Source organism: Pseudomonas sp. ANT_H12B (genome assembly GCF_008369325.1).
In the GTDB taxonomy this organism is placed as follows: Bacteria; Pseudomonadota; Gammaproteobacteria; order Pseudomonadales; family Pseudomonadaceae; genus Aquipseudomonas.
This window is the reverse complement of record NZ_VOBI01000019.1, coordinates 74,051-96,143: the sequence shown is the minus strand read 5'-3', so window position 1 is coordinate 96,143 and position 22,093 is coordinate 74,051. Positions and strand designations below refer to the sequence as shown.

The following is a 22,093-nucleotide window of genomic DNA, read 5'->3' as shown; positions in this document are numbered from 1 at the left end:
CTGATGGCGCAGAAGATCATCCGCGTAGGCGATATCGAGATTGCCAACGACAAGCCAATGGTGCTGTTCGGTGGCATGAACGTGCTGGAAAGCCGCGACATGGCGATGCAGGTCTGCGAAGAATACGTAAAGGTTACCGAGAAACTCGGTATCCCTTACGTGTTCAAGGCCAGCTTCGACAAGGCCAACCGTTCCTCCGTGACCTCTTACCGTGGCCCCGGCCTGGAAGAGGGCATGCGGATTTTCCAGGACATCAAGCAAGCTTTCGGCGTGCCGATCATCACCGACGTCCACGAGCCTGATCAGGCCGCGGTCGTCGCTGAGGTCTGCGACATCATTCAGCTGCCAGCCTTCCTGTCGCGCCAGACCGACCTTGTGGTCGCGATGGCCAAGACCGGCGCGGTGATCAACATCAAGAAAGCCCAGTTCCTCGCCCCTCAGGAAATGAAACACATCCTGAGCAAGTGCGTGGAAGCGGGTAACGATCAGTTGATCCTCTGCGAACGTGGTTCGAGCTTCGGCTACAACAACCTGGTCGTCGACATGCTCGGCTTCGGCATCATGAAGCAGTTCGAATATCCGGTGTTCTTCGACGTGACTCACGCGCTGCAAATGCCTGGTGGTCGCTCCGATTCCGCCGGCGGTCGCCGCGCCCAGGTCACCGACCTGGCCAAGGCCGGCATGAGCCAGTCTTTGGCGGGGCTGTTCCTCGAAGCGCACCCGGACCCGGACAATGCCAAATGCGACGGCCCTTGCGCCTTGCGTCTCGACAAACTGGAGCCATTCCTGGCCCAGCTCAAAGCTTTGGACGAACTGGTGAAGAGTTTTCCGACGGTAGAGACCGCGTAAATCTCATTTCTCCGGTAAAGTACCGCACGAATTAATGCTCAGGCCCTCGGGCCTGAGCCTTATCGCCCGCAAGTCTGCCTGCTGCACATCACTTGCCGACGGTAAAAGATTTCCTCTAGCTGCGTCGTTTTCGTCAACTTTGGAGTGTTTACAACAATGGCAAAAATCGTCGACATCAAAGGTCGTGAAGTTCTCGACTCCCGTGGCAACCCCACCGTGGAAGCGGACGTGCTTCTCGATAACGGCATCATCGGTAGTGCTTGCGCGCCGTCCGGTGCTTCCACTGGCTCGCGTGAAGCGCTCGAGCTGCGTGATGGCGACAAGAGCCGTTACCTGGGCAAGGGCGTACTCAAAGCCGTAGCCAATATCAACGGTCCGATCCGCGACTTGTTGAAAGGTGCAGACCCAAGCGACCAGAAAGCGCTCGATCACGCGATGATCAAGCTCGACGGTACTGAAAACAAAGGTTCCCTGGGCGCTAACGCGATCCTCGCCGTTTCCCTGGCAGCAGCCAAGGCAGCAGCACAGGACCAGGACCTGCCGTTGTACGCTCACATCGCCAACCTGAACGGCACCCCGGGTGTTTACTCGATGCCGGTTCCGATGATGAACATCATCAACGGTGGCGAGCACGCCGATAACAACGTCGACATCCAAGAATTCATGGTTCAGCCGGTTGGCGCCAAGTCTTTCTCGGAAGGTCTGCGCATGGGCACCGAGATTTTCCATCACCTGAAAGCTGTTCTGAAGGCCCGTGGCCTGAGCACTGCTGTTGGTGACGAAGGTGGTTTCGCACCGAACCTGGCCTCCAACGAAGACGCTTTGAAAGTGATCTCCGAAGCCGTGGCCAATGCCGGTTACAAGCTGGGCACCGACGTGACCCTGGCGCTGGACTGCGCGGCGAGCGAGTTCTACGAAGACGGTAAATACAACCTGTCCGGCGAAGGTCAGGTGTTCACCGCTGAAGGTTTCGCTGATTACCTCAAAGGTCTGACCGAGCGTTACCCGATCATCTCGATCGAAGATGGCCTGGACGAGTCCGACTGGGCTGGCTGGAAAATCCTCACCGACAAGATCGGCGAGAAAGTCCAACTGGTAGGCGACGACCTGTTCGTAACCAACACCAAGATCCTGAAAGAAGGCATCGATAAAAAGATCGCCAACTCGATCCTGATCAAGTTCAACCAGATCGGCACCCTGACCGAAACCCTGGAAGCCATCCAGATGGCCAAGGCTGCTGGTTACACTGCCGTCATCTCGCACCGCTCCGGCGAAACCGAAGATTCGACCATTGCCGACCTGGCTGTGGGCACCTCGGCTGGCCAGATCAAGACCGGCTCCCTGTGCCGCTCCGATCGCGTTTCCAAGTACAACCAACTGCTGCGTATCGAAGAGCAGTTGAATGGCAAAGCCAAGTACAACGGTCGCAGCGAGTTCCGCGGTTAAGTAGTACGTGATAAAAAAGACACCGGATTGTGTCGGAAAAATCGCTACAGCGATGGATTTGCCACTAATCTGATGCCTTATCAGCACAAGCCTGGGTCTTCCAGGCTTCGTGCTATCAGAAGCTTCAAAGTTTGGCATGGCTGTCTTTTTTCACTGGATACCTGATATTCGATGCGCAGTCCCAATTGGTTGTTCCTCGTCTTGCTCTTGCTGCTGGCTGGCTTGCAATACCGCCTGTGGGTGGGTGATGGCAGTCTGGCGCAAGTGGCCGAACTGACTCAGCAGATCGCAGATCAGCACGCGGAGAATGAAGGTTTGCTGGAACGCAATCGGGTCATGGACGCTGAAGTCAGTGAGTTGAAAAAGGGCATGGAGACCGTTGAAGAGCGGGCTCGCCATGAGTTGGGCATGGTCAAGGACGGTGAAACCCTTTACCAGTTGGCTCAATGAATCCCTCGTTACCGGCCTTCTGGGCTGTAGTTCCTGCCGCGGGCGTCGGTGCCCGTATGGCCGCGGACCGTCCCAAGCAATACTTGCAACTGGGCGGGCGCACTATTCTCGAACACAGCCTCGGCTGTTTCCTTGATCATCCTTCCCTGAAGGGGTTGGTGGTCTGTCTTGCTGTTGATGATCCTTATTGGCCAAACCTGGCGTGTGCTGGCGATTGGCGTATTCAGCGCGTTGACGGCGACGACGAGCGTTCCGGGTCGGTGCTCAATGCGCTGCTGCATTTGCATGCGCAGGGCGCTGACGATGAGGATTGGGTGTTGGTTCACGATGCCGCGCGGCCGAACCTGAGTGGCGATGATCTGGATAAGTTGCTGAGTGAACTGGCTGACGATCCGGTTGGCGGACTGTTGGCGGTTCCGGCACGCGATACCCTCAAACGGGTCGACAAGCAGGGCCGTGTTGTCGAAACCGTGGATCGCAGTGTGATCTGGCAGGCTTACACGCCGCAGATGTTTCGCCTTGGTGCATTGCATCGGGCGTTGGCCGACAGTCTGGTGGCCGATGCGGTCATCACCGATGAAGCTTCGGCCATGGAATGGGCGGGTCTGGCGCCGCGACTGATTGAAGGACGAGCGGATAATGTGAAAGTCACTCGCCCCGAAGACCTCGAATGGTTGCAGCAGCGCTGGTCCAACCGCCGCTGAGTTGCTCGTTGACTGTTCAATCGCTATCGTCGGAACGCCGCCCGGAGCAAGCTTGCTCCCACATTTGTTTTGTGTTGCACACCTTTTCAGCGGCCCAGCTAACGCTTAAGTTAACTTCGATACTCCGACCGCTCAGCCAACCCTTCCTTCAAATAATCCACCAACTTGCGCACCTTGGGCGACAAATGCCGCTGCTGTGGGTAAAGCGCCCATACGGCTGTGTTCGGCGGTTGATGCGCGTCCAGTAGCGAAATCAATTCGCCGTTTTTCAAATGCTCCAGCACGTAATAGTCCGGCAACTGACACAGCCCGACCCCTTGCAGCGCCGCATCCAATACCGCTTGCCCACTGTTACAGCGCCAGTTTCCCTGCACCCGCTGGGAAAATTCCCGCCCGTTCTGTTCCAGTTTCCAGATATCCGAACTGCCGATGAGACAGTTATGACGGCTCAGTTCCGACAAACTGTGTGGGCGACCATACCGTTCCAGGTAGGACGGCGACGCGCACAGGTACATGCGTCGAGGTGCCAATCGCGTTGCCACCAGTCGTGAGTCCTGGAGGCGACCGAGGCGAATCGCCAGGTCCAGCCCTTCGTGCACGAGGTCGAGTTGACGATTGCTCAGTTCAATATCGATTCGAAGTTGCGGGTAAAGCCCCATGAAGCGGGTCACCAGCGGCACGATGAATCGTTCGCCGTACGCCACGGCGCAGGTCATGCGCAGCATGCCTTTGGGTTCGCTAGTCAGGTCCCCCACCGCTCGCAGTGCTTCTTCGCGACCATCCTGTAGGCGCTGGCAATGTTGCAGAAAGGTTTGCCCTGCCTCGGTCAGCGTGACCCGGCGGGTGCTGCGATAAAGCAGTCGCGTCTGAAGGCGCTCTTCGAGGCGTACTATTTGTCGACTGATGTGGGAGGACGAAACCCCGAGGCGTTCTGCGGCAGCCGTGAACTGACTGCACTCGGCCACGGCGACGAACTCGTCGATACCTTCCCAGCGGTTTTCGGACATCAAGGATTATCCCTGTATGGCAATAATGTTTTGCTTTTGTCCGGATTATTCACCGTCAGGCGGTGTATTACACTCCCTGTCTCGTTTTTATTCACTGGAGAATCCACATGATCAAGTCGCGCGCCGCCGTTGCCTTCGAGGCCAAGAAACCCCTCGAAATCGTTGAAGTCGATGTCGCCATGCCCAAGGCCGGTGAAGTTTTGCTGCGTGTGGTTGCCTCCGGTGTCTGCCATACCGACGCCTACACCCTGTCGGGCGCGGACCCGGAGGGGATCTTCCCGTCGATCCTCGGTCACGAAGGTGGCGCGGTGGTTGAGGCGATTGGTGAGGGTGTGACCTCCGTCGCAGTCGGCGATCATGTGATCCCGCTGTACACCCCGGAATGCCGCCAGTGCAAATTCTGTCTGTCGGGTAAAACCAACCTGTGTCAGGCGATTCGCGCGACTCAGGGTAAAGGCCTGATGCCTGACGGCACTTCGCGCTTTTCCTACAAGGGCCAGCCGATTTTCCACTACATGGGCACCTCGACGTTCTCCGAGTACACCGTGCTGCCGGAAATCTCCGTCGCCAAAATTCCAAAAGAAGCGCCACTGGAAAAAGTCTGCCTGCTGGGCTGCGGTGTCACCACCGGCATCGGTGCAGTTCTTAATACCGCCAAGGTAAAACCAGGTGATACCGTCGCCATTTTCGGTCTCGGCGGCATCGGTCTGTCGGCGATAATCGGCGCCGTCAAAGCCAAGGCTGGGCGGATCATCGCCATCGACATCAACCCGGCCAAATTCGAAATCGCCAAGCAGTTGGGTGCAACCGATTGTGTGAACCCGAAAGATTTCGATCGTCCGATCCAGGAAGTCATCGTCGACATGACCGATGGCGGCGTCGACTTTTCCTTCGAATGTATCGGCAATGTCCAATTGATGCGCGCCGCACTTGAGTGCTGCCACAAGGGTTGGGGTGAATCGGTGATCATCGGCGTTGCTGGCGCAGGTCAGGAAATCTCCACCCGCCCATTCCAGTTGGTCACCGGTCGCGTCTGGCGCGGTTCGGCGTTCGGCGGCGTGCGTGGCCGTACCGAGTTGCCAAGCTATGTCGAGATGGCTGAAACCGGCGAAATCCCGCTGGATACTTTCATCACCCACACCATGGGCCTGGAAGATATCAACCAGGCGTTCGACCTGATGCACGAAGGCAAGAGCATCCGTTCCGTCATCCATTTCTGAGGTCGGTCATGAGCCTGGAAAATATCTCCTGCCAGAAAAGCTTCGGCGGCTGGCACAAACGCTACCGGCATCGCTCCGACGTGCTCGGCTGCGACATGGTGTTTGCCGTGTACCTGCCGCCGCAAGCGGAGCAGGGCGGTAAGTTGCCGGTGCTGTATTGGCTGTCCGGCCTGACCTGCACCGACGAAAATTTCATGCAAAAGGCCGGCGCCATGCGTTTGGCCGCCGAACTGGGACTGATCATCGTTGCACCGGACACCAGTCCTCGCGGACCCGATGTGCCGGGTGATCCGGATGGCGCCTGGGACATCGGCCTCGGTGCCGGGTTTTATCTGAATGCCACGCAGGAACCTTGGTCGCGTCACTATCGGATGCATGACTATGTGGTGCAGGAATTGCCGGCATTGGTTGAGGCTCATTTCCCCGCATCGGACAAACGCGGCATCAGCGGTCACTCCATGGGCGGCCATGGTGCGCTGGTCTGTGCGTTGCGCAATCCGGGGCGTTATCAGTCGGTGTCAGCATTCTCGCCCATCAACAATCCGATGGATTGCCCGTGGGGTCAGAAGGCGTTCTCCCGTTACCTGGGTGAAGACCGTTCGAAGTGGCGCGAATGGGATGCCTGCGCGTTGATCGCCGAGGCAAGCGAGAAGCTGCCGCTGCTGGTCGATCAAGGTGATCGCGATGATTTCCTGGCCACTCAGCTCAAGCCTGAAGCCTTGCAACAGGCGGCCAAACTGGCGGTTCATCCGCTGACGTTGCGCTTGCAACCGGGCTACGACCACAGCTATTTCTTCATAGCCAGCTTCATCGGCGACCACTTGCAACATCACGGACGCGCCCTAGGCGTCTAATGCAGGTAGAATCACGCCCTGACAAAAATCGGGGCGTTTTTTTATGCGTATTGGCCACGGCTATGATGTGCACCGTTTCGCTGAAGGCGATTTCATTACTCTGGGCGGCGTGCGCATTGCACACGGCTTCGGGCTGCTCGCTCATTCCGACGGTGACGTCCTGCTGCACGCCTTGAGCGATGCCTTGCTCGGTGCTGCCGCACTGGGTGATATCGGCAAGCACTTCCCGGATACCGACCCAACTTTCAAGGGCGCCGACAGCCGCGTGCTGTTGCGTCACGTCGTCGCACTGATCCACGCCAAGGGCTGGAAAGTCGGCAACGTCGATAACACCATCGTCGCTCAGGCGCCGAAAATGGCCCCGCATATCGAATCGATGCGCGCGCTGATTGCCGCGGATCTTCAAGTTGAGTTGGATCAAGTGAACGTGAAAGCTACCACCACCGAAAAGCTCGGCTTTGTCGGTCGCGAAGAAGGTATTGCCGTGCATTCCGTTGCCTTGTTGCTGCGCGCATGAACGAAGCGCAACTGCTTGGCCCGCGAGCCTATGGTGAAGCCCTCGGCACCGCGATACTGAAAGCGACAGCGGAAGATTTCCAGGTCGATGAAGTTCTCAATATCCCTCTAAGTGGCGATGGCGAGCACCTGTGGATCTGGGTGGAAAAGCGCGGTTTGAATACGGAGGAAGCGGCACGGCGGATCGCCAAGGCTGCGGGCGTACCATTGCGTACCGTCAGTTACGCGGGCCTCAAGGACCGTCAGGCACTGACTCGCCAGTGGTTCAGCGTGCAGCTGCCGGGCAAGGCTGATCCTGATTTGTCCGCGGCCGAAAACGACACGCTGAAAATTCTCAAGACAGGTCGGCATAAACGCAAGCTGCAACGCGGTGCCCACTCGGCCAATGGCTTCACTTTGCGACTGACGCAATTTGCTGGCGATAAAGTGGCGATCGAAGAGCGTCTGCAATTGATCGCCAAGCAAGGTATTCCCAATTATTTCGGCGCCCAGCGTTTTGGGTTTGACGGCGGTAACGTGGTCGATGCCCGTGCCTGGGCCGCGCGTAAAGCGCTGCCGGAGCAGCGCAACGTGCGTTCGCGTCTGCTCTCTACGGCGCGCAGTTTTCTGTTCAATCAGGTGTTGGCGGCGCGTGTCGCCGATGGCACCTGGCAGCGAGCTCAGGTCGGCGATTTGCTGGCCTTCACCGATAGCCGCAGCTTTTTTCCGGCAGGTGAAGCCGAGTGCAGCGACCCGCGTCTGGCTATTCTCGACTTGCACCCGACCGGTCCGCAGTGGGGCGAAGGTGACTCGCCGGCGACTGGCGCTGTCCATGTACTGGAGCAGGAAATCGCCGCTCGCGAATCAGACTTGCGCGACTGGTTGATTAACGCCGGTATGAGCCACGAACGTCGCATCCTGCGGCTGCCCATTGGTGGGTTGACGTGGCATTATCCCGAGCCTGACATTCTGCAACTGGAATTCGTCCTCCCGGCCGGATGCTTCGCCACTGTATTGGTGCGCGAACTCGTCGATCTGGTGCCGGTGGGGCAGACGGACAGCCCATGCGTATTCTGATTTCTAACGACGATGGGGTAACCGCACCCGGTCTCGCCGCGCTTTATGCTGCGCTGGCGGATTACACCGAATGCGTGGTTATCGCCCCGGACCAGGACAAAAGCGGCGCCAGCAGTTCGCTGACGCTCGATCGTCCGTTGCACCCGCAAACTCTGGCCAACGGCTTTATCAGCCTCAATGGCACACCGACCGATTGCGTGCACCTGGGCCTCAACGGCTTGCTGGAACGCGAGCCGGACATGGTGGTTTCCGGCATCAACCTGGGCGCCAACCTGGGGGACGATGTGCTGTATTCCGGCACCGTGGCAGCGGCCCTTGAAGGTCGTTTCCTGGCGCGTCCTTCGTTTGCCTTTTCGTTGGTCTCACGGCAAGTAGAGAACCTTCCCACGGCCGCCTACTTTGCGCGCAAACTGGTAGAAGCCCATGCTGACCTTGAGCTGCCACCGCGCACGGTACTGAACGTGAACATTCCCAATTTGCCGCTGGACCATATCCGCGGTATTCAGTTGACCCGCCTCGGACATCGCGCACGCGCTGCGGCGCCGATGAAGGTTGTCGATCCGCGCGGTAAATCCGGTTACTGGATCGCCGCGGCCGGGGACGCCGAAGACGGTGGTCCGGGCACCGATTTCCATGCGGTGATGCAGGGCTATGTTTCAATCACTCCACTGCAACTGGATCGCACCTTTAATGATGCCTTCAGAAGTCTCGATGGCTGGCTGGAGGGGTTGCACTAATGGCTCGTGAACAAGACGATATTCTGCGTCGTGGCATCGGGATGACCTCTCAGCGGACCCGCGAACGACTTATTCAGCGTCTGTATGAAGAAGGCGTTTCAAACGCCAAGGTGCTGGAAGTCATTCGCCGTACACCGCGTCACCTGTTCGTCGACGAAGCACTGGCCCATCGCGCTTACGAAGACACTGCGCTGCCGATCGGGCATAACCAGACCATCTCCCAGCCTTATATGGTGGCTCGCATGAGCGAGTTGCTGCTGGAGGCCGGTCCGCTGGACAAGGTGATGGAAATCGGCACCGGTTCGGGCTACCAGACGGCGGTGCTGTCGCAACTGGTCGAGCGGGTGTTTTCGGTTGAACGCATCAAGGTTCTGCAGGACCGGGCCAAGGAACGCCTGGTCGAGTTGAACCTGCGCAACGTGGTATTCCGCTGGGGCGATGGCTGGGAGGGCTGGCCGGCACTGGCACCGTACAACGGGATTATCGTGACTGCGGTGGCGACGGATGTACCTCAAGCGCTGCTCGATCAATTGGCGCCGGGAGGACGGCTGGTGATTCCGGTGGGGGCCGGCGAGGTTCAACAATTGATGTTGATCATCCGCGAAGAACAGGGCTTTTCCAGGCGTGTTCTGGGCTCCGTGCGCTTTGTTCCTTTGCTCAATGGGCCACTGGCCTGAGCATTTGTTTCAGCGCGCTGAATTCTCATCGATTGCCCCTGTCTTACAGCGGCATCGATCAGTTAAACGGGGATTCATCTTCAGGCAGCAAACGTGTGCGCGAAGCCATTTCGCTTCATTAAAGGTAAAGGCTGCACGGCCCGTTATACTTGCGACATTTCGTGCCGAAACACGGCAATCCACATTTTCAGCCACCACAAAGGGAGCGGCGGGTGAGTCTCACAGTCATTGCGCAGCGAATGGGTATAACGAGCTTTCAGCGTCTGGTGACTGGCCTTGTCTTGAGCACCTTGCTGGTCGGTTGTTCCAGCAACAAATCGAGTGACGTGCGCGTCGTCGATCGCAACAATGCCGTCGCTCAGCGTCCGGCAGTGACCACGGGTCAGTACGTTGTTCGGCCTAAAGACACCTTGTTCTCCATCGCTTTTCGCTACGGCTGGGACTACAAAGCCCTCGCGGCACGGAACAATATTCCTACGCCTTACACGATCCATCCGGGTCAGACGATTCGCTTCGACGGTCGCACCGGTTCAACGCCGCCGGCGACGGTGAGTTCGTCCAATTCAACGTCTTCGTCGTCGAGTAAAACCACGGTATTCCGTCGTCCGGTAACAGGTGCGACCACGGGTACGGCGGTGGTTGCACCGTCCGTCGCGAACAAGCCTGCACCCGCTCCGATGCCTGCGGCAGGTCCGGCCCCGACCGGCTGGGGATGGCCATCTAGTGGCATTCTCATCGGGAAATTCTCTTCAAACGGCAGTTTGAATAAAGGAATTGATATCGCCGGAGATTTGGGACAGCCTGTTTTAGCTGCGTCTGATGGGACGGTGGTATACGCCGGGAGTGGCTTAAGGGGCTACGGCGAATTAGTCATCATCAAACACAGCGACACCTACGTCAGTGCCTACGGACATAACCGCAGGCTTTTGGTTCGGGAGGGGCAGCAGGTCAAGGTCGGACAGACAATTGCCGAAATGGGGTCAACGGGTACAGACCGGGTGAAACTGCATTTTGAGATTCGCCGACAAGGTAAGCCTGTAGATCCGCTGCAATTCCTGCCACGTCGTTGATCGCTTACCAGCCTGTTCCGTCACGTAGAGGGGACAGGCTCCAGCGTTGCCAAGGATAAAGGCGCCGCTTGAGCTTGGGGTCGAACTCACCAAAGGACTATAACAATGGCTCTCAGTAAAGAAGTGCCGGAGTTTGACATCGACGATGAGGTTCTCCTTATGGAGACCGGCATCGCTACGGATTCGATGTCGAATGATGAAGGGGCTGCACCACCTTCCGTTCGTGCCAAATCCAAACACTCCGCTTCGCTAAAACAACACAAGTACATTGACTACACGCGTGCACTCGATGCCACGCAGCTGTACCTCAATGAAATCGGCTTTTCCCCTCTGCTGTCCCCGGAAGAAGAAGTTCATTTTGCGCGCTTGTCGCAAAGTGGCGATCCGGCCGGGCGCAAACGCATGATTGAAAGCAACTTGCGACTGGTGGTGAAAATCGCCCGGCGTTATGTCAATCGCGGCTTGTCGCTGCTGGACCTGATCGAAGAGGGCAACCTGGGGTTGATCCGGGCGGTGGAAAAGTTCGACCCTGAACGAGGCTTCCGCTTTTCGACCTACGCAACCTGGTGGATTCGTCAGACCATCGAGCGCGCGATCATGAATCAGACCCGGACCATCCGGTTGCCGATCCATGTGGTCAAAGAGCTAAACGTGTACCTGCGGGCTGCACGGGAGCTGACGCAAAAACTCGATCACGAACCCTCACCCGAAGAAATCGCCAACCTGCTGGAAAAGCCAGTGGGGGAGGTCAAGCGCATGCTCGGCCTGAACGAGCGGGTTTCTTCGGTCGACGTCTCGCTGGGTCCGGATTCGGATAAAACCCTGCTGGACACCCTTACCGATGACCGCCCAACCGATCCATGCGAACTGTTGCAGGATGACGACCTGTCTCAGAGCATTGATCAATGGCTCTCGGAGCTGACCGACAAGCAACGTGAAGTGGTGATACGCCGCTTCGGCCTGCGCGGTCATGAGAGCAGCACGCTGGAAGATGTAGGCCTGGAAATTGGCCTGACCCGGGAACGGGTCAGACAGATTCAGGTTGAAGGCCTGAAGCGTCTTCGAGAGATTCTCGAGAAGAATGGCCTGTCGAGCGAGTCGCTGTTTCAATAAGTAATTCAGCAAGCAGGCAACAAAAAAGCCCCGACTGGGTTCGTAATGCTGTTCATTTAAGCATTTGAGTCAAAGCCGGGCTTATCCGAAAATCCGATTCCAGACCTCTGGTATCGGATTTTTTATGTCTGTTCAACAGGACCTGCTCGACCTCGGCGACCTTTTCAACTTCTGTGACCTGAGCACCTTTACCCAAAATATTCCCATTGAGTGGGTAGCGTCTGCGCTGGATCTTTCCAGTCAGGCCACCATTCGCCGGCGTCGCCTGCCCGCTGATCAAGTGCTTTGGCTGGTGCTCGGCATGGCGCTGTTTCGTGACGAGCCGGTTCACGAGGTGGCCAGACGTTTGAACATTTGCGCCCAAGGCCTGGCCTCCGACCACCTGTTGGCCCGTAGCGGTGTAACCGAAGCTCGCAAGCGGCTTGGCGCTGATCCCGTTGAGTGGTTGTTCCGCAAGACAGGCACCCAATGGGGCGCGGAGCGCTATGCCGATGACGCCTGGAAATGTGCGTTCGCACTTGATCCTGGATGCTCAATTGAGCCCTTACCGACGCAGTGAAATGCGCTTGGCCGACGAGTTTTTGCAGCAGATCCCCGACCACTCGGTGACGTTATTCGACAAGGGGTTCTGGGGGGCTGAACTGCTGTCGAGCCTGAGCAACGCCGGCACCAACCGTCATTGGTTGATCCCGGCCAAAAAAGGAAGGGCCTGTGAGGAAGTGGCCCGCTACAACGAGCATGATCGCCTGTTGCGCATGAAAGTCTCGCCACAGGCCAGGAAACGAAATCCCAGCCTTCCGACCCATTGGGAGGCCCGCGAAGTCAGCTATGAAGTTCAAGGCAAGCTAAAGACCGTCCTGACGTCATTACCGGCCAACACCTACAACACCAAGGCCGTTGCCAAGCTTTATCAGGAACGCTGGGAGATCGAATTGGGCTTCAGGGACATCAAGAGCTCGATGCAACAGAACGCAGTGACCTTGCGCAGCAAAAAAGTCGATCTGGTCTATCAGGAGGTATGGGGACTTTTGCTGGCTTACAACGTAATTCGTCGGGAAGCCAGTCAGGCGGCGGTGGCGTTTGGTCGAGCGCCATCGGAAATCCGTTTCAAACCGGTCTGCCAGTACATCGCCGTCCAACTGATCGTCATGGCAGCGGCTAACCCGGTTTCAGCGACAGGGAGGCGATTGGCAGAGCTAAGGGCAGGTATTGGAGGATTATTTCTGGATCACCGCCCCAGGCCTTCGAGGCCAAGGACGGTGAAGATCTCAAAGACCCGGTTTCCAGTGGACCGTAAGGCTGCTCCGCTTAAGTGAACAGCATTACGACTGGGTTCGGGGCTTTTTAGTGCCTGGAAATTGGGTGGGAATCACTCTCTGTTTTTAGTCTCGCGCTGTAAGTCTTTGCTTACTCTTTCGTAAGTGTTCGTTATTTTTACAGTGTGGCAGTTGTCCATGCTCTTGCCGTACACCGTTTATCTAGTTGATTGATAAGGTTATTTTTCTAGATTAACGGCATGTGACAAACCATGTTGGCGCTGGAGCGCGATTGCTCTTGCCCCGGAACTCTCTAGTATTTGAATTGTGTCGACGGACAGACACGCCCTTCAAGGATGAGGGGAAAGGACATCGCAGGAAGCGATTCATCAGGACGATGAAAAGGAGCGCAGGGAATAAGGAAAAATGTGGGCGGGTCAAACCGCCCCTTTTTTTGCCTGCAGAAAAACAAAAAGGCCCACAAAGGGCCTTTTCGAGAACGCGGGGGTAATCAGCGTTCGAGGTCTTTGATCTTGCCTTTGACGCCGTCCCACTCTTCGGCATCGGGCAACGATTCTTTCTTCTCGGTGATGTTGGGCCAGATTTCCGCCAACTCAACGTTCAGTTGAATGAACTGTTGCATGTCTTCCGGGACTTCATCTTCGGAGAAGATGGCCACGGCAGGGCACTCTGGTTCGCACAGTGCGCAGTCGATGCACTCATCCGGGTGAATCACCAGGAAGTTCGGGCCTTCGTAAAAGCAGTCCACCGGACAGACTTCTACGCAGTCGGTGTACTTGCACTTGATGCAGTTGTCGGTGACGACGAAGGTCATTTCTAATTTTCTCCTCAGGCGGCGGCAGCGGAGCCCCTTCAGTACGGGGTCGCCAGGTTCGGGAGCGATAGTCTGCAGGCCAGGCTATTAGCCTGCAGCATCCCGAACCGCGCGAGATTCTAACAGCTTGCAGGCAAGTGCGTTAGATCCGTGTCTTAAGTGTATAGAGCATTTCGAGCGCACGACGCGGTGTCATGTCGTCCAGATCGAGCTTGGCCAGCTCATCCAGCACCGGATGCGGCAGGCTGGCGAACATGTCGCTCTGCTGCGGCGCGGCCGGTTTGCCTTTGGTGGGCCTGGGAACTTCATGAGGCAAGGCGGTAGCTTCCAGACGGCCCAGGTGTTCGCGAGCGCGCACGATCACTTCGCTCGGCACACCGGCCAACTGGGCAACCGCAAGGCCGTAGCTCTGGCTGGCAGGCCCTGGCAGCACGTGGTGCAGGAACACGATACGTTCGTTGTGCTCGGTGGCATTGAGGTGCACGTTGGCCACCAACGGCTGGGCTTCCGGCAACACCGTCAGCTCGAAGTAGTGGGTGGCGAACAGCGTGTAAGCCCGAAGATGTGCCAGGCGTTCGGCGGCAGCCCACGCCAGGGACAGACCGTCGAAGGTGCTGGTGCCACGACCGACTTCGTCCATCAGCACCAGGCTGCGCTCGGTGGCGTTGTGCAAAATATTCGCGGTTTCGCTCATTTCGACCATGAAGGTCGAACGCCCGCCGGCCAGGTCATCGCTGGAGCCGATCCGGGTAAAGATCCGGTCCACCAGAGACAATTCGCAGCTGGCCGCCGGCACGAAGCTGCCGATGTGTGCCAGCAGCACGATCAGAGCGGTCTGGCGCATGTAGGTGGATTTACCGCCCATATTCGGACCGGTGATCACCAGCATGCGGGTGTTGTCGTCGAGGCTCAGGTCGTTGGCCACGAACGGCGTGGTCAGCACTTGCTCGACCACTGGGTGGCGACCCTGGCTGATGCGCATGCACGGCTCGCTGACGAAACGCGGGCAGTTCAGATCGAGGTTCAGCGCGCGTTCGGCTAGGTTGCTCAGCACGTCCAGTTCGGCCAGTGCCGCAGCGGTGTCCTGCAACGGCGGCAACTGGGCGATCAAATCTTCGAGCAGTGCTTCGTAGAGCATCTTCTCGCGCGCCAGGGCGCGGCTCTTCGCCGATAGGGCCTTGTCCTCGAACGCCTTCAGTTCCGGCGTAATGAAGCGCTCGGCACCTTTCAATGTCTGGCGACGGATATAGTCTGCCGGCGCCGATTCAGCCTGCTTGCTTGGCAACTCGATGAAGTAGCCATGAATGCGGTTGTAACCGACTTTCAGGTGCGACAGACCGGTACGGGCCTTCTCGCGGGCTTCGAGGTCGATCAGGAATTGCCCGGCGTTTTCACTGAGCGATTGCAGGTCGTCGAGTTCGCTGTCGTAACCTGTTTTCAGCACGCCGCCATCACGGATGACTGCGGGCGGGTTGTCGATGATGGCTTTTTCCAACAGGGCTGCCAGCTCCGGATAGGTGCTGGTGGTCGCCGCCAGTTGAATGATGTGCGGGGCTTCCAGTTCGGTCATTGCCACTTGCAGTTCAGGCAGCGCACCGAGCGCATCGCGCAGGCGAGCCAGGTCACGAGGACGGGCATTGCGCAAGCCAATTCGCGCAAGGATCCGCTCGATGTCGCCGATTTCCTTGAGCTGCGGTTGCAGCTTCTCGAAACGGTAACTGTCGAGCAGACAGGTGATCGAAGTCTGGCGTGCCAACAATACGGTCAAATCGCGCAGCGGACGATTCAGCCAACGGGTCAGCAGACGGCTGCCCATGGCTGTCTGGCAACGGTCGACCACCGATTGCAAGGTGTTGTCACGACCGCCAGCCAGGTTGGTGTCCAGTTCCAGGTTGCGACGGCTCGCGCCGTCCAGCACCACGGTGTCGTCCAGGCGTTCATGACGCAGGCTGCGCAAGTGGGGCAGGGCAGTGCGCTGGGTTTCCTTGGCGTAACTGAGCAGGCAGCCGGCGGCGCCGATGGCGAGGGTCAGGTTCTCGCAGCCGAAACCTTTCAGGTCTTGGGTAGAAAACTGCTGGCAAAGACTTTTCAGCGCCGAATCACGCTCGAAATCCCACGGCGCACGACGACGAACCCCACGCCGTTTTTCCGCCGGTAAATCTTTCGGCCAGTCATCCGGGATCATCAGCTCCACCGGATTGACCCGCTCCAATTCCGCCAGCAGGTTTTCCCAGCCCTTGATTTCCAGGACGGTGAAGTTGCCGCTCGTGATGTCCAGCACGGCCAGGCCGAACAGACGCTCGTCACCCAGCACCGCCGCGATCAGGTTGTCGCGGCGCTCATCCAGCAGCGCTTCATCACTGACCGTGCCGGGTGTGATGATCCGAACCACTTGGCGATCCACCGGGCCTTTGCTGGTGGCCGGGTCGCCGACCTGCTCACAGATCACCACCGACTCGCCGAGCTTGACCAGTTTCGCCAGGTAACCTTCCGCGGCGTGGTAAGGAATCCCACACATCGGAATCGCCTGACCCGCCGACTGCCCACGGGCGGTCAGGGTGATGTCCAGCAACTTGGCGGCCTTCTTCGCGTCTTCATAGAAGATCTCGTAGAAGTCGCCCATGCGGTAGAACATCAGCTGGTCTGGGTGCTGATTCTTCAGGCGCCAATATTGCTGCATCATCGGGGTGTGGCTGGAGAGGTCCATATTCAAAGGGCTTTGCTCTATCTGTCTATTTGACAATGGTCAAACGTCTAATACTACTTGAATTGTCTGCCAGGGTGCGACGCCAACCACCTCCGGGTCCTTCCCGACCTGTGGCCTGTTCTTTGCCTTTGTCAGCGTATAGAATGCGCTCCCGCGAAAAAGTGAGATTTCATACGGAAATGAATCACCAGGAAGCACTTCAGATGGAATCTGCGCTTTTGTTTGCCAAGGCAAACAAAAAGCGAATCGCTAAAGAATTCACCAATCCGGCCGTTTACCTTTCTGAGCAATCGCCCGTTTCTGTATTCATGTCTGGCTGCGCTGGGGCTGGTAAAACTGAAGCGGCGATCGAACTGATCGACGAGCTTGTGGCTAACACCGGGGTTCGAACGATGCGCATTGATCCAGATGATCTGCGCAATCATTTCGAAGGATACATTGGAACAAATTCTTGGATGTACCAGCGGGCGGCTTCGATACTCGTTGACAAGATTCACGATATGGCGCTAGATCAGAGTCAATCTTTCGTACTCGACGGCACTCTGTGTAACCTCGAGAAGGCTGACCTGAACATCACGCGGTCGCTGAGGAAGAGTCGGCAGTGCGTCATAATGTTTGTGTATCAGAAGCCTGAGCTGGCATGGCGGTTTGTACAAGCCAGAGAGCGCCAGGAAGGGAGGAGAATCCCTCCGGAGATTTTTGTAGAGCAGTTTTTTTTGGCGAAAGACGTCGTCAACGCTCTGAAGGACAAATTCGGCAATCGGCTTTTGGTAAACCTGCTGATAAAGAATACCGATGCTTCCTTGAAGTCTTACAAGGAAGACATACATTTAATAGAAGACGGCCTTCATGACGGTTACGATCGTCAAAGCCTTCTTAGGTACATCAAAGCTGGGGAAAGGCTATGAAAAAAGTACAAGCCGCGCGTTCGACTCCGTTTTCGGATTTCTTCCGCTGTGCATCTTCAGACAAAAAGAAGCGCGTCTACGAAGCTGTGCTGCAACGAGCCACTGAGCGTCAGCTGAAAATTCTGAAAGCAGGTTGAGCCCAAGGGTTCGAAAAAGCCGCAGAGATGCGGCTTTTTTGTGCCTAGATTTTGAACAGGTTATTGCTTTGCCTTTGGCATCATTGGCGGCTCTGCGATGTCGGTTTCACGCAGACGCAGGTAGCGTGCCGTCATCTTCGCATCGGTGTGGCCGCCGAGCTTCTGTGCGTTGTTGCCCTGCTTGTCTGTGTCGGTCAGCGACTTCGCCCTGAGGTCATGCAGCGTTGCACCGACGACCCCGGCAGCCTTGCAGTTGCGGTTGAATGCATCCTTCACCGAGCTGTAATGAACCGGCTTCCCACCGCGGGGCGAACAGAACAACGTCAGGCCGCGAATGGTTCGAGGCAATGCCTTGATCCGTGCGACCAGGGCTTCGAGGTCTGAACTCATCCGGACGATAAGTCGGGCCCCGGTCTTCTGTTGCTTGAACGCAATACCTTCCTCACTGATATCTGAAAGGTGGATGGCCAGCACATCGCTGATCCGCTGACCGGTCAGGTAGCACATCTCGTAAATAACCCGCATGTTCGGGCTCGCCTTCTCGCAGATTTTTGCGAACTCAGCATCGGATATATACCGATCGCGTCGATTCTCCGTATGTCGCCGGATCCCTGTGCAGGGGTTTGAGTCCACCATCTGACTCTCCAGCGCGTACATGAACACCATCCTCAGAAAAGAAATCACCCGGTTTGACATGTTTGGCGTGCTGGCCATGTGCATTTTCAACGCGGCCACGTGGCGCGGTAGCACGTCGCGGGGCTCGAAGTCGGCGAACGCTTCCTTGAGCCTGACTGCTGCAGCCTCGTATTGCTTGACGGTATTGGCCGCAAGCTTCGGAGCCATGTTCGCCAGGGCATCGTCGATCAGCTTGGACATGCCGCCCTGATTGCCTTTGTCGATTGCCTTGGCATATGCGACCAGTGACGCCTGGAAGTCCGTGCCCAGGCGCATCCATTTGCCTTTGCGCACCAGGTAGTAAGCCCCGTGCTTTTGGTACATGCACGCCGGCAAGTGCCGGTCTTTCTTGCGAGGGCGCATTCTCTACCTTCCTTATGCGAGCCGGAGTTCCGGGCCTTTCTTCGATTGAATACCACCGAGCCGACCAATGACAACTTGGCGCAGCACCTTGGGCTTGCCATGTCCATCGACGGCGAATCCATATTTTTCCGCCTGCAACCATTTGATCTGGGCGCCAGGCTTCGTGTAGCCGGTAAGTTCGGCCACTTCTTCAGCGGTCAGAAACATTTGATGCTCCATGCCGCGCGTGGCGGCAGAAGGTGGTTATTGAGTGGCTTTGGTTATCGCGTCATGCAGTTCGGCGATCCCATCAAAGACAGGAACCAGTGAGCCGCTGGCGCTGGCTTCATCGATTCGTGCGTTGAGGCCTGCGAGAACTTTTCGGGCCGCGCGCAACAGCTCTGGTGCTGCCGAGATCAGGCGTGCATCAGTCGGGCTCTGGCAGGCGAAATACCCGTCGACGTTTTCGAGGAAAAGGTTTTCCTCCCCGTGCTTGCCAGTGAAGGTCACGCAATCTTTCATCCGGCGATGAACAGCCCAGGGACCTGGCGTAAGTGGTTTCTCAGACATAGCGATTCCTCGCCCGCCGTTCACCGGCAGGCTGGTAGGTGGAAGAGGGGTTAGGGGTTGTTGCGATCTGGCGGGGATGGTGGGAAGCCGAAGTGATGCCGTCGTTTGCCGGTGTATCCACACTCGCTGCATCCAGCGGAAGGCCCGCATCCGCAGCCGCCTTCGCAACCACAGCTGCATCCGGAGCAATCCAGGGTGCACCAGCTTTCCTGCTCAACTTCCCCTTCGACACTGATCGAGTAGTTGACGCGACGATCCAGTCGGAAGCCGGTGATTTTCTCGGCGTCCTCATAGGTCGATGGCACCGAGCGGAAACCGTATTCGGCTGATGGATCATCTACGAATCGGCGGACACTTCTCATCGCCGCGGCCCCGTGTAGATGAGCCAGGCCATGTAGGCGAGGGCGGGGAGGATCATGGCGTCACCCTGGAAGTGGCGATCTCATCGAGAAGCGCCTGAGGGAGTTTTGCGGCAAACTTCCCCTCCGACCACGACAGTGGTTCAGACTGGCGGATCACCTCGTTCAGCAGGTCGAATGCCGCCACTACCTGCTCGTCCCGGATCTCGCCGTCCTCCGGCAAGTCATCACAGAAGACGTCTGACGGGTCGATTTCTCTCGGCATGTTCGGCTCACAGATACAAATCTGCAGGTCGGCCAGGTCAATGTCGCTCTCAATGAGGTAGTCGCGCAGACTGTCTTCGTCAAAGAAATACTCATCGCCGTCGAAGATAACCAGCGGCTCACCACCCCACTCTTTGACTGGCATTGCCGCAAACTTCGCTTGGCGGCTTTCCTGGTAGCACTGCTTGCACCAGCTGCGCACTTCGTAGATCGGGTGATCTGGGTTCTTCTCGCAATGGCGATGAGTCGAGCCGCAATACCGGGCCATGTGCTCATCATTACCCCAGAAGCGACCATCGGCGCCGACCCAGCCGGTGACGGTTTGAATGCTGGCCGCTTCCGGAGATTCGTACATCACAACCTTTGCTTCAGGCATGACTGTTCCTTTGCCGCTATAGCGGCTGACTTTTAAGGGGGAGGGAGTTACAGAGGGGTGGAGTACAGATGTACTCCTCGCGCGGTGAGCTTACCTGCGCAGCTCGACATCCGTTGTTATCGCCTTCACGACCACAGGGCCAAGGATTCGAACGCCTCGCTGGTCGTCCTTGAATGCGCGATTGATTCGGCCGATGGCCTCTTCCCTGGCCTGCCGATAAACCTGATCGATCTTACAATCCGGCCCCCAGCTTCCAATGTTTGAGAGCTCGATCGTTAGGGTCACTGTCGCGCCGGTGGTGGTTCGAACTACTGGACGATTGCTCATCGCTATTCGCCTTGGTTGGCCAGCATGTTCAGGCGCATGCCCGATGTGCCGGGGATTTCGTGGGATGGCGCGACCATATCGAGCGAGTCCTCGCTATGGTGCTGAGCGGTAAGCTCATCAATCCGCTGATCCGCTGCGTTCAGGCGCAGCTGCAGGGCGTCACGCTCGGCGGCGACCCGGTCGAAGTCGCTGGCCAGCACGTAAACCGTCATGCTCGGGTAAAGCTTCATGATCTGCGGGCAGGCTTCCACCAGGTAGCTGATGTGCCCGTAACGCTTTACTGCACTCATCATGCAATCTCCATCGATACCAGATCATGGGCATTCACAACCGTCATGCCGAGGCGGTGGGCGATTTGAACTTCGAGCTTCGCACCCTCCGATCTTTCCCATCCGGGCAGCAGGGCAATCACGCCGCACAGCCCCAGCCGCGTCAGGTCGTAGGCCATGTAGTCGGCCCAGACCGCACCCTCGACGATGCCGTGGTCTGCTGGGTTCTCGACTTCGTAGCCCTGGGCGCGGAGCTGCTCGGCGACCGCGTTGAAGGCCGGGTAGTTGAAGTCCTCGATGCCGGTCATTGGCCCGGCGACATACACCCGATTTTCACGGGTGGCTGCAAGGGTGACGCCCGGGGCAACGAATGCCCGAATGCGGTCCACGGCGCGGTCAATAGGCCCTTGGATGAATGGCGGTGGCGGCTCGTTCGCCGGCGGCGTTGTCTGCGTAACGGCTGCAATCATCCCCATAAGAGAATCGGTAACGATGGTTCGGATATTTTGTGTGGGCATGGGGCGTCCTATGCCGGGTCATGCCCGGGCGGTGGAGTGGGTTACGCCGCGAGGCGCTGATAAAGTTCGATGATGTCGGCGGCGTTGGCCGCGACCAGTGCCTCGGCTTCATCCGGACAGACACTGTTGCCGATCAGCCGGACCTGGTCCGTCTTGTTGATGTCGCGCCACTCTTCGGCGCCGGTGACAGGGTCAACAAACAGCCCCCGGTCGATGATGTATCCCTTGTCGAAGCCCTGCGCTGCCTTCAGCTCTGGCGGTTGCAGCATGCGCAAGGTGATGTCCACCAGCACATAGCCACCGACCATCACCATTTCGGCGGGGTCTTTGAAGTGCTCCGGCAAGTACTCATGCATGAAGGCGGCGCAGCGGCGGGCGCCTTCCATCTGTTCCGGCGTCAGCGTGTCCGGCACCTGCACAACCTCGACCAGTGCAACACGGTCCTTCGTGGGCAGGGTATGCATCGGCTCAGTGAGCGAAATGCCATCCTTCTCGTTGCCGTAATACTTCACCAGGTAGGCGTTGACCAGCCGCTGATTGGCGCCGGATTGGCAGATGGTGGAGATGGGGTCGTAGGCCGAACGGCCATCACCTTTGTAATACCCGCCATTCGCCTGTTCGAAGAACGCGGCAACGATGCCGTGACGCGCGGCCCCAGCCAGCACTGTCTGCGTTGGCTCCTCGGGCGAGCTGCCCGCTGCATTCTGACCAAAAGCCGTCATGTGTGCGGCGACCATGGCGAAGTGTCCACCCTTGACCTGTGCGACCTGAGTTCGCAGCGGCTCCTGCGCATCGAAGTTCCGCTGTGATGAGCCGTTGGCGCACTCGGTGAGGAATGGCGCGGCTATCCG

23 protein-coding genes and 2 pseudogenes are annotated in these 22,093 nt (G+C 57.8%); 15 read left to right on the top strand and 10 right to left on the bottom strand.

Features of this window, described 5'->3' with window-relative positions:
* The first annotated feature begins 3 nt into the window (after positions 1–3).
* The 4 genes from kdsA to ispD all read left to right on the top strand — a co-directional run bounded on the left by kdsA (position 4) and on the right by ispD (position 3,449).
* Positions 4–849: a 3-deoxy-8-phosphooctulonate synthase gene (gene kdsA / locus FQ185_RS24605; protein ID WP_046054578.1), complete on the top strand. Its 846-nt coding sequence runs from the start codon at positions 4–6 to the stop codon at positions 847–849.
* Positions 850–1,005: 156 nt separating this feature from the next.
* Positions 1,006–2,295 (top strand): phosphopyruvate hydratase, encoded by a 1,290-nt coding sequence (eno, locus tag FQ185_RS24600; protein WP_033059918.1) that lies wholly within the window; start codon positions 1,006–1,008, stop codon positions 2,293–2,295.
* 171 nt (positions 2,296–2,466) lie between these two features.
* Positions 2,467–2,745: a cell division protein FtsB gene (gene ftsB / locus FQ185_RS24595; protein WP_149419688.1), complete on the top strand. Its 279-nt coding sequence runs from the start codon at positions 2,467–2,469 to the stop codon at positions 2,743–2,745.
* Complete coding sequence (gene ispD / locus FQ185_RS24590; protein WP_149419687.1) at positions 2,742–3,449, top strand: 2-C-methyl-D-erythritol 4-phosphate cytidylyltransferase; 708 nt, start codon at positions 2,742–2,744, stop codon at positions 3,447–3,449. The genes ftsB and ispD overlap by 4 nt, the downstream gene beginning before the upstream one ends.
* A gap of 110 nt (positions 3,450–3,559) precedes the next feature.
* On the opposite strand, the gene FQ185_RS24585 is transcribed toward ispD, so the two are convergent.
* Entirely contained in the window at positions 3,560–4,456 is an 897-nt protein-coding gene (locus FQ185_RS24585; protein ID WP_149419686.1) for a LysR substrate-binding domain-containing protein, read from the bottom strand.
* A 107-nt stretch (positions 4,457–4,563) separates the two neighbouring features.
* Here FQ185_RS24585 and FQ185_RS24580 point away from each other — a divergent pair, with 107 nt between their 5' ends.
* The 9 genes and pseudogenes from FQ185_RS24580 (at position 4,564) to FQ185_RS24540 (ending at position 13,015) form a co-directional block, all read left to right on the top strand.
* The gene (locus FQ185_RS24580; protein ID WP_149419685.1) at positions 4,564–5,676 is read left to right on the top strand and encodes an S-(hydroxymethyl)glutathione dehydrogenase/class III alcohol dehydrogenase; all 1,113 of its coding nucleotides are present in this window, start codon (positions 4,564–4,566) and stop codon (positions 5,674–5,676) included.
* Positions 5,677–5,684: 8 nt separating this feature from the next.
* Positions 5,685–6,530, top strand: a complete 846-nt coding sequence (gene fghA, locus FQ185_RS24575; protein ID WP_149419684.1) for an S-formylglutathione hydrolase — start codon at positions 5,685–5,687, stop codon at positions 6,528–6,530.
* A 43-nt stretch (positions 6,531–6,573) separates the two neighbouring features.
* Positions 6,574–7,047, top strand: coding sequence for a 2-C-methyl-D-erythritol 2,4-cyclodiphosphate synthase (gene ispF, locus FQ185_RS24570; protein ID WP_010462780.1), 474 nt, complete (start codon positions 6,574–6,576; stop codon positions 7,045–7,047).
* Positions 7,044–8,102 carry a tRNA pseudouridine(13) synthase TruD gene (truD, locus tag FQ185_RS24565; RefSeq protein ID WP_149419683.1) on the top strand — a complete coding sequence of 353 codons (1,059 nt, stop codon included), beginning with the start codon at positions 7,044–7,046 and terminating at the stop codon, positions 8,100–8,102. Before ispF ends, truD begins: the two co-directional genes overlap by 4 nt.
* The gene (gene surE / locus FQ185_RS24560; protein ID WP_149419682.1) at positions 8,090–8,839 is read left to right on the top strand and encodes a 5'/3'-nucleotidase SurE; all 750 of its coding nucleotides are present in this window, start codon (positions 8,090–8,092) and stop codon (positions 8,837–8,839) included. Before truD ends, surE begins: the two co-directional genes overlap by 13 nt.
* Before the next feature lie 41 nt (positions 8,840–8,880).
* Positions 8,881–9,516: a protein-L-isoaspartate(D-aspartate) O-methyltransferase gene (locus FQ185_RS24555; protein WP_178113594.1), complete on the top strand. Its 636-nt coding sequence runs from the start codon at positions 8,881–8,883 to the stop codon at positions 9,514–9,516.
* A gap of 212 nt (positions 9,517–9,728) precedes the next feature.
* Positions 9,729–10,586: a peptidoglycan DD-metalloendopeptidase family protein gene (locus FQ185_RS24550; protein ID WP_149419680.1), complete on the top strand. Its 858-nt coding sequence runs from the start codon at positions 9,729–9,731 to the stop codon at positions 10,584–10,586.
* 105 nt (positions 10,587–10,691) lie between these two features.
* Positions 10,692–11,699, top strand: coding sequence for an RNA polymerase sigma factor RpoS (rpoS, locus tag FQ185_RS24545; RefSeq protein WP_054047143.1), 1,008 nt, complete (start codon positions 10,692–10,694; stop codon positions 11,697–11,699).
* Positions 11,700–11,823: 124 nt separating this feature from the next.
* Positions 11,824–13,015 (top strand): annotated as a pseudogene (locus FQ185_RS24540) (IS4 family transposase).
* Between the two features lie 451 nt (positions 13,016–13,466).
* Here FQ185_RS24540 and fdxA read toward each other — a convergent pair.
* Both fdxA and mutS read right to left on the bottom strand, forming a co-directional pair.
* Positions 13,467–13,790, bottom strand: coding sequence for a ferredoxin FdxA (gene fdxA, locus FQ185_RS24535; protein ID WP_008154011.1), 324 nt, complete (start codon positions 13,788–13,790; stop codon positions 13,467–13,469).
* Between the two features lie 142 nt (positions 13,791–13,932).
* The gene (gene mutS, locus FQ185_RS24530) at positions 13,933–16,497 is read right to left on the bottom strand and encodes a DNA mismatch repair protein MutS (RefSeq protein WP_178113593.1); all 2,565 of its coding nucleotides are present in this window, start codon (positions 16,495–16,497) and stop codon (positions 13,933–13,935) included.
* Between the two features lie 203 nt (positions 16,498–16,700).
* Here mutS and FQ185_RS24525 point away from each other — a divergent pair, with 203 nt between their 5' ends.
* Positions 16,701–17,405, top strand: coding sequence for a zeta toxin family protein (locus FQ185_RS24525; RefSeq protein ID WP_149419679.1), 705 nt, complete (start codon positions 16,701–16,703; stop codon positions 17,403–17,405).
* Positions 17,402–17,542: a hypothetical protein gene (locus FQ185_RS30255; protein ID WP_178113591.1), complete on the top strand. Its 141-nt coding sequence runs from the start codon at positions 17,402–17,404 to the stop codon at positions 17,540–17,542. Before FQ185_RS24525 ends, FQ185_RS30255 begins: the two co-directional genes overlap by 4 nt.
* 60 nt (positions 17,543–17,602) lie before the next feature.
* Here FQ185_RS30255 and FQ185_RS24520 read toward each other — a convergent pair whose 3' ends face one another.
* From FQ185_RS24520 to FQ185_RS24485, 7 genes and pseudogenes are all read right to left on the bottom strand, one after another.
* Positions 17,603–18,580, bottom strand: coding sequence for a tyrosine-type recombinase/integrase (locus FQ185_RS24520; RefSeq protein ID WP_149419678.1), 978 nt, complete (start codon positions 18,578–18,580; stop codon positions 17,603–17,605).
* Between the two features lie 12 nt (positions 18,581–18,592).
* The gene (locus FQ185_RS24515; protein WP_149419677.1) at positions 18,593–18,787 is read right to left on the bottom strand and encodes a DUF4224 domain-containing protein; all 195 of its coding nucleotides are present in this window, start codon (positions 18,785–18,787) and stop codon (positions 18,593–18,595) included.
* A gap of 36 nt (positions 18,788–18,823) precedes the next feature.
* Positions 18,824–19,129 carry a hypothetical protein gene (locus tag FQ185_RS24510; protein WP_149419676.1) on the bottom strand — a complete coding sequence of 102 codons (306 nt, stop codon included), beginning with the start codon at positions 19,127–19,129 and terminating at the stop codon, positions 18,824–18,826.
* Positions 19,130–19,543: 414 nt separating this feature from the next.
* Positions 19,544–20,128: a hypothetical protein gene (locus FQ185_RS24505; RefSeq protein WP_149419675.1), complete on the bottom strand. Its 585-nt coding sequence runs from the start codon at positions 20,126–20,128 to the stop codon at positions 19,544–19,546.
* A 329-nt stretch (positions 20,129–20,457) separates the two neighbouring features.
* The gene (locus FQ185_RS24495) at positions 20,458–20,745 is read right to left on the bottom strand and encodes a hypothetical protein (protein WP_149419673.1); all 288 of its coding nucleotides are present in this window, start codon (positions 20,743–20,745) and stop codon (positions 20,458–20,460) included.
* The gene (locus FQ185_RS24490; protein ID WP_256730490.1) at positions 20,745–21,242 is read right to left on the bottom strand and encodes a DUF4406 domain-containing protein; all 498 of its coding nucleotides are present in this window, start codon (positions 21,240–21,242) and stop codon (positions 20,745–20,747) included. The genes FQ185_RS24495 and FQ185_RS24490 overlap by 1 nt, the downstream gene beginning before the upstream one ends.
* 41 nt (positions 21,243–21,283) lie before the next feature.
* Positions 21,284–22,084: pseudogene (locus FQ185_RS24485) on the bottom strand (DNA cytosine methyltransferase); the annotation flags it as partial.
* Positions 22,085–22,093: the final 9 nt, after the last annotated feature.

Excerpts from the sequence above, each read along its gene's own strand:
- kdsA (WP_046054578.1), top strand. The coding sequence starts at position 4 with ATGGCGCAGAAGATCATCCGCGTAGGCGATATCGAGATTGCCAACGAC.
- eno (WP_033059918.1), top strand. The coding sequence starts at position 1,006 with ATGGCAAAAATCGTCGACATCAAAGGTCGTGAAGTTCTCGACTCCCGT.
- ftsB (WP_149419688.1), top strand. The coding sequence starts at position 2,467 with ATGCGCAGTCCCAATTGGTTGTTCCTCGTCTTGCTCTTGCTGCTGGCT.
- ispD (WP_149419687.1), top strand. The coding sequence starts at position 2,742 with ATGAATCCCTCGTTACCGGCCTTCTGGGCTGTAGTTCCTGCCGCGGGC.
- FQ185_RS24585 (WP_149419686.1), bottom strand. The coding sequence starts at position 4,456 with ATGTCCGAAAACCGCTGGGAAGGTATCGACGAGTTCGTCGCCGTGGCC.
- FQ185_RS24580 (WP_149419685.1), top strand. The coding sequence starts at position 4,564 with ATGATCAAGTCGCGCGCCGCCGTTGCCTTCGAGGCCAAGAAACCCCTC.
- fghA (WP_149419684.1), top strand. The coding sequence starts at position 5,685 with ATGAGCCTGGAAAATATCTCCTGCCAGAAAAGCTTCGGCGGCTGGCAC.
- ispF (WP_010462780.1), top strand. The coding sequence starts at position 6,574 with ATGCGTATTGGCCACGGCTATGATGTGCACCGTTTCGCTGAAGGCGAT.
- truD (WP_149419683.1), top strand. The coding sequence starts at position 7,044 with ATGAACGAAGCGCAACTGCTTGGCCCGCGAGCCTATGGTGAAGCCCTC.
- surE (WP_149419682.1), top strand. The coding sequence starts at position 8,090 with ATGCGTATTCTGATTTCTAACGACGATGGGGTAACCGCACCCGGTCTC.
- FQ185_RS24555 (WP_178113594.1), top strand. The coding sequence starts at position 8,881 with ATGACCTCTCAGCGGACCCGCGAACGACTTATTCAGCGTCTGTATGAA.
- rpoS (WP_054047143.1), top strand. The coding sequence starts at position 10,692 with ATGGCTCTCAGTAAAGAAGTGCCGGAGTTTGACATCGACGATGAGGTT.
- fdxA (WP_008154011.1), bottom strand. The coding sequence starts at position 13,790 with ATGACCTTCGTCGTCACCGACAACTGCATCAAGTGCAAGTACACCGAC.
- mutS (WP_178113593.1), bottom strand. The coding sequence starts at position 16,497 with ATGGACCTCTCCAGCCACACCCCGATGATGCAGCAATATTGGCGCCTG.
- FQ185_RS24525 (WP_149419679.1), top strand. The coding sequence starts at position 16,701 with ATGGAATCTGCGCTTTTGTTTGCCAAGGCAAACAAAAAGCGAATCGCT.
- FQ185_RS30255 (WP_178113591.1), top strand. The coding sequence starts at position 17,402 with ATGAAAAAAGTACAAGCCGCGCGTTCGACTCCGTTTTCGGATTTCTTC.
- FQ185_RS24520 (WP_149419678.1), bottom strand. The coding sequence starts at position 18,580 with ATGCGCCCTCGCAAGAAAGACCGGCACTTGCCGGCGTGCATGTACCAA.
- FQ185_RS24515 (WP_149419677.1), bottom strand. The coding sequence starts at position 18,787 with ATGTTTCTGACCGCTGAAGAAGTGGCCGAACTTACCGGCTACACGAAG.
- FQ185_RS24510 (WP_149419676.1), bottom strand. The coding sequence starts at position 19,129 with ATGTCTGAGAAACCACTTACGCCAGGTCCCTGGGCTGTTCATCGCCGG.
- FQ185_RS24505 (WP_149419675.1), bottom strand. The coding sequence starts at position 20,128 with ATGCCTGAAGCAAAGGTTGTGATGTACGAATCTCCGGAAGCGGCCAGC.
- FQ185_RS24495 (WP_149419673.1), bottom strand. The coding sequence starts at position 20,745 with ATGAGTGCAGTAAAGCGTTACGGGCACATCAGCTACCTGGTGGAAGCC.
- FQ185_RS24490 (WP_256730490.1), bottom strand. The coding sequence starts at position 21,242 with ATGCCCACACAAAATATCCGAACCATCGTTACCGATTCTCTTATGGGG.